Annotated in this window: 4 protein-coding genes; 1 reads left to right on the forward strand and 3 read right to left on the reverse strand. The window is 40.9% G+C overall.

The features are described 5' to 3' along the window. The first annotated feature begins 166 nt into the window (after positions 1–166). On the forward strand, positions 167–487 hold the full coding sequence (locus DWA30_RS08450) for a YegP family protein (protein ID WP_114492108.1): 321 nt from the start codon (positions 167–169) through the stop codon (positions 485–487). A 52-nt stretch (positions 488–539) separates the two neighbouring features. On the opposite strand, the gene DWA30_RS08455 is transcribed toward DWA30_RS08450, so the two are convergent. From DWA30_RS08455 to DWA30_RS08465, 3 genes are read right to left on the reverse strand one after another with little or no spacing between them, the layout of a single operon-like run. Then, entirely contained in the window at positions 540–1,565 is a 1,026-nt protein-coding gene (locus DWA30_RS08455) for a threonine aldolase family protein (RefSeq protein WP_114492109.1), read from the reverse strand. Positions 1,566–1,576: 11 nt separating this feature from the next. Then, positions 1,577–2,200: a hypothetical protein gene (locus tag DWA30_RS08460; protein ID WP_114492110.1), complete on the reverse strand. Its 624-nt coding sequence runs from the start codon at positions 2,198–2,200 to the stop codon at positions 1,577–1,579. Between the two features lie 4 nt (positions 2,201–2,204). Continuing rightward, complete coding sequence (locus tag DWA30_RS08465) at positions 2,205–4,619, reverse strand: zinc-dependent metalloprotease (protein WP_114492111.1); 2,415 nt, start codon at positions 4,617–4,619, stop codon at positions 2,205–2,207. Positions 4,620–4,754 lie beyond the last annotated feature (135 nt).

The following is a 4,754-nucleotide window of genomic DNA, read 5'->3' on the forward strand; positions in this document are numbered from 1 at the left end:
AAAAAAATAAAAACATCTTGGTTTTAAGCTGTTTTTTAAGAAGTTTCTATCTATTTGCTCTAATTTATATAAAAAAGACAACACTATTATTTTTATGGAGTTAACTATTTTTCCGATATTTAGCTCATATTAATGTCAATTCTAACTCATTTAAAAAACCTCTACTATGTTTGAATTAAAGAAAAGCGGCGATAAATACCACTTTGTACTAAAAGCCGGAAACGGTCAGGTGATATTGTCTAGCCAAATGTACGCGTCTAAATCTAGCGCAATGAATGGTATCGAATCGGTTCAAAAAAATTGTGGTGATGACAATTGCTACGAAAGAAAAACCGCCAAGAATGGAAAATTTCACTTTAATGTAAAATCAACCAATGGACAGATCATCGGAAGTAGTCAAATGTATGCTGCCGAATCTGGAATGAATAATGGAATAGAATCTGTTAAGAAGAATGCTCCGGGAGCAAAAGTCAAAGAAGCAGAGTAGTATTACCATATCCAAAAAAAAGTAGAAGGGTCTTTTTGAACAAAAAGACCTTTTATTTTTTAATGCTATTGAGAACCGTCAATAAATGCGTGTGCATCACATCGGTATAATCTAAGTGAGTAACCATTCGCAATTTCCCTTCCCCCATATCACTTATACGAATTTCTTGAGACGATAGCTCCTCCATGAATTGCTGTGATTGTATGGCTTCGGAAAGATAAAAGATCACAATATTGGTTTCGGTTGGCTCAACCTTGGCGACATAGTCCTGTTTTGCTAAAACAGCAGCGATCTCTGAAGCCTTTTTATGATCCTCGGCCAAGCGTTCTACATGATGCTCTAACGCATATAAGCCGGCAGCTGCCATAAATCCTATTTGTCGCATTCCACCTCCTAATACTTTTCGAATCCGCATCGCATGATGCATGATGTCTTTACTTCCTATTAAGACAGTACCCATTGGAGTACCTAATCCTTTACTTAAACAAATGGTTATGGTGTCGAAGAGCTGTCCGTAGGCTTTGGTATCTTCTTCATTTGCAACAATTGCATTCATTAATCTGGCACCGTCCAAATGTAACCCTAATCCATGTTGGTCACATACCGCTCTTATTTTTTTTATTTCTGAAAGATCATAACAGGCACCACCACCTTTATTGGTCGTATTCTCAAGGCACACCAAGGATGTCAACGGACTATGATAAAAATCGGGTGGATTAATAGCGGCTTCTACTTGCTTGGCTGTGATCATTCCGCGATCGCCATCAATTAGTTTACAGGAGACACCACTGTTAAATGAAACCCCGCCTCCTTCATAATTGTATACATGTGCCCATTTATCGCATATTAACTGCTCTCCCGGTTGGGTATGTAACTTTATCGCTGCTTGATTCGCCATACTTCCCGTTGGAAAGAACAAGGCTTCATCCATGCCAAATAGATCGGCGAGAGTAGCTTCTAATTTGTTAACGGTTGGGTCTTCCTTATATACATCATCTCCGGTTTCGGCCTGCATAATGGCAGTCATCATTCCGGCGGTTGGTTTAGTAACCGTGTCACTTCGTAAGTCTATGTTCATATGGGGATTGCTTATTGTTGTCTTCGGAGTCTAGCTAGGTTTTCATTGATGATCATATCGATGGTGCCGTCTAAGGCAACCACTTTAAGTCCGTTGTTATACTCGTAGTGAATATTCTTATTATCGGCCTCATTTGTAAGATCGAATAAATTGTATTGCTGTTTAGAAGTCCCTCGATTAGAGGTGAACTCAAATCTTCGATAGCAATTATGAATTTCTGTTCGTTGCGTTGGCCCGTCACTGGCCTCAGCAGTTTCATAACCGCGAACTTTGTTTTCGTGTAACTGCTCCATATTATCCATATAATATCCAACCACATCTGGTGTGCTGACTTCAACACTATAGAACATACCACAGTTGTCGATACGTTTCATCATTTGGTCACCATTTTCTTCTTTCCAGAAGATATACACTTCGTAAAAAGTACCCCTGGAAGCGCATCGTTCTCCGTTGCCAAGGTCTATGATCTCTATCTTTCCGAGGCAATAGCGATAGGTCGTAAAAAATGTGTTGATACCTCGCTCCTGTAAGGAGGTGGTGAATTCTGAAACTTTGGCGTTTACATAGGCTTCATCACGTTGTGCAACAGTAGTTGCCGTAACAAAAAAGACGAGTAAGAGTACTAATTTTTTCATGAGGTTATTTATTTGGTATGATACATTCAAAGCTTCCAATCGGACTCCCATCCGGGATCTTCGGACTGGCAGCTACCTTATAATTTTCTGGCTTTTCTCTAAACATTGCAATTTCTCGTAGCAGTTGTCTGCTAAAAGCATCATCATTTCTCGAAAGTGTTTTTGCGAGCGTGTCTATACTTTCATTGGTAATGGCCTTCGTCTGCGCGATCGACTGCTTGCTTGCTACTAAGATAATCAATTGTTGCAAGGTCTCAAACTGTATGGCTTGTCTAACTTCCTTTTCATAAGCGGAAGCACTCTCATTTGTGAACGTTTGATCTAGTAATTGTTGTAACACTTCGTGAAGTCCAATAGTTGAAGGATCTAAGGCTTTTTGTTGCACCAGTCTGTTGGCACGTTCGGGGTGGAGCAGTAACTTTAAGGTCATATTGGCTGAAGTAGCCGCAGCTCCTAAGGCGTCGAATGCCACTCCCATATCACTCTTAAAGGATTCTCGAGATCGTGAAAATCCGTAGGCACGTGGTGGGAATAATGCTAACTTTTCCTCAGGAATCATCAATACTTTTGGTTGTAAGGTTCTTAGCACCGCCTGCAGGGCCTCTTCTTGTATTTTCTTCGGAAGCGTTTTTACCACGGTTCCACTATATCCTTTTACTGCATAGGTATAGTCGAGCCCACCAATTAACTTCACAGCTGCTTCCGTTTGATACCGGTGATAAAAGTATAAGGGAACAAAAACATCTTCCAACACCGAGTAGGGACGACCGGTACGAATATTGTCTTCAGAGAAATTGTTGATGGCATGCGCTCTTAGGTCAAGGACTTGTTCCAAACTTTCCGAAGCATTATTACCATTATCCCATAAATGAGCACTAACATGAGCACCACCTTTGGCTCTGGCATCACTATCGGTAATGTATCGAAGTCCGTTGGCATAGGCGGATTCTAAAATAGCTTGCAAGTACACCTTTTCACTAACTCCTTTAGGAATATCACCATACGAATACGCCACAGTAACTTTATCCCATGCTCCAATTTTCGCGTCGTAGGCCTCGCTAAAGTCGATGCGGCCCTCGTTGAGTTGAATTAATGGATGCGGATAGTCCATGACACTGGCGCGCCCATTGGTACTCGCTGCGAAATTATGAGCAAAACCCAGCGTGTGTCCTACTTCGTGCGCCGACAATTGGCGAATTCGAGCCAAGGCCATGTCAAGCATAGGCTGGTAATTGTCATCTCTTTCGGCATAAGGTTGATTCATCAACGCTTGCGCAATCATAAAATCTTGTCGTATACGCAAACTTCCTAGACTAACATGTCCTTTAATAATTTCTCCGGTTCTTGGGTCGATTACACTACCTCCATAACTCCATCCGCGGGTAGATCTATGTACCCATTGTATTACATTGTACCTTACATCCATTGGGTCGGCGTCTTTGGGTAATAGTTTTACCTGAAATGCATTTTTATAACCTATGCTTTCAAATGCTTGGTCCCACCATTTTGCGCCATCTAGCAGCGCAGAGCGAACAGGTTCGGGAGTACCGGGGTCGAGATAATAGACTATAGGTTCTTTAGCCTCACTTACCGCAGCCGAAGGATCCTTCTTTTCCAATCGATGCCGAGTGATAAATTGTTTCTTTATAGGTTCCCAAATAGGGGTACTGTAATCGAGATAACTAATAGAAAAAGAACCGCTGCGTGGATCGAACTCTCTCGGGGTATAGGCATCATCGGGCAGGGCTACAAAACTATAATGCTGGATGATTGACACCGAAGAGGCATCTGGAGCAACACTGGGTAAATTACGTCCTTTTGGTTCTCCAACAAACGTAAGCATGGCCTCAAATTCGGTGTTCTTCGGAAAGGATTTAGTGCGTTCCATCCATAAAGTATTGCGAGACTTCTCTAATTTATAAGTACCTTCTTCACCGGATTTTAAGCGATTGGCCACACCATGCATATCTTCCATTAAAAAGGGTGTAAGATCTATAATATAGTTTTCGCCTTTGGTCTCTTTTATTTCAAAACCGAACAAAACCGACCTAGCGAAGGCTTCTTCGATCGATCTACGTTCTAATTCGTTGGTGGTGGTGGCACGATACCTCAAGTTTGGTTGGATAAGAAGTAATTTGTTTCCTGATTTGGTAAAATAGACCAAACGCTGATCGCCTAATTGTCCACGATCCAATCCAATGTCGTTAGACCCCAAACCGGTTCGCAACGAATGCACATATAAGAACTCTGTATCCAATCGGTCTTTTGGTACTTCGAGATAAATCTCTCCGTCTGCTTCAGAATAATGAAAATTAAAAAAACCTTCATAATAGGTTAGGTTTGATTTCTTTTCCAAAAATTGAGCGGTTAGCGAGGTTATTCCGAAGAAGAACAGCAATATTAATAGCGATCGTTTCATAATAAAAGTACTAGGAGGTCAGATTAATCATGCTCATATGTTTGACATTGAGGAGACTTCTTATCTGAAAGCATAAAATTGCGAAAAATTATTTCATCGGGAAAACCAAAAGCCTATTTTTACATATTATTAATT

The organism is Candidatus Ulvibacter alkanivorans (assembly GCF_003333325.1).
GTDB classification, from domain to species: Bacteria; Bacteroidota; Bacteroidia; order Flavobacteriales; family Flavobacteriaceae; genus Ulvibacter_A; species Ulvibacter_A alkanivorans.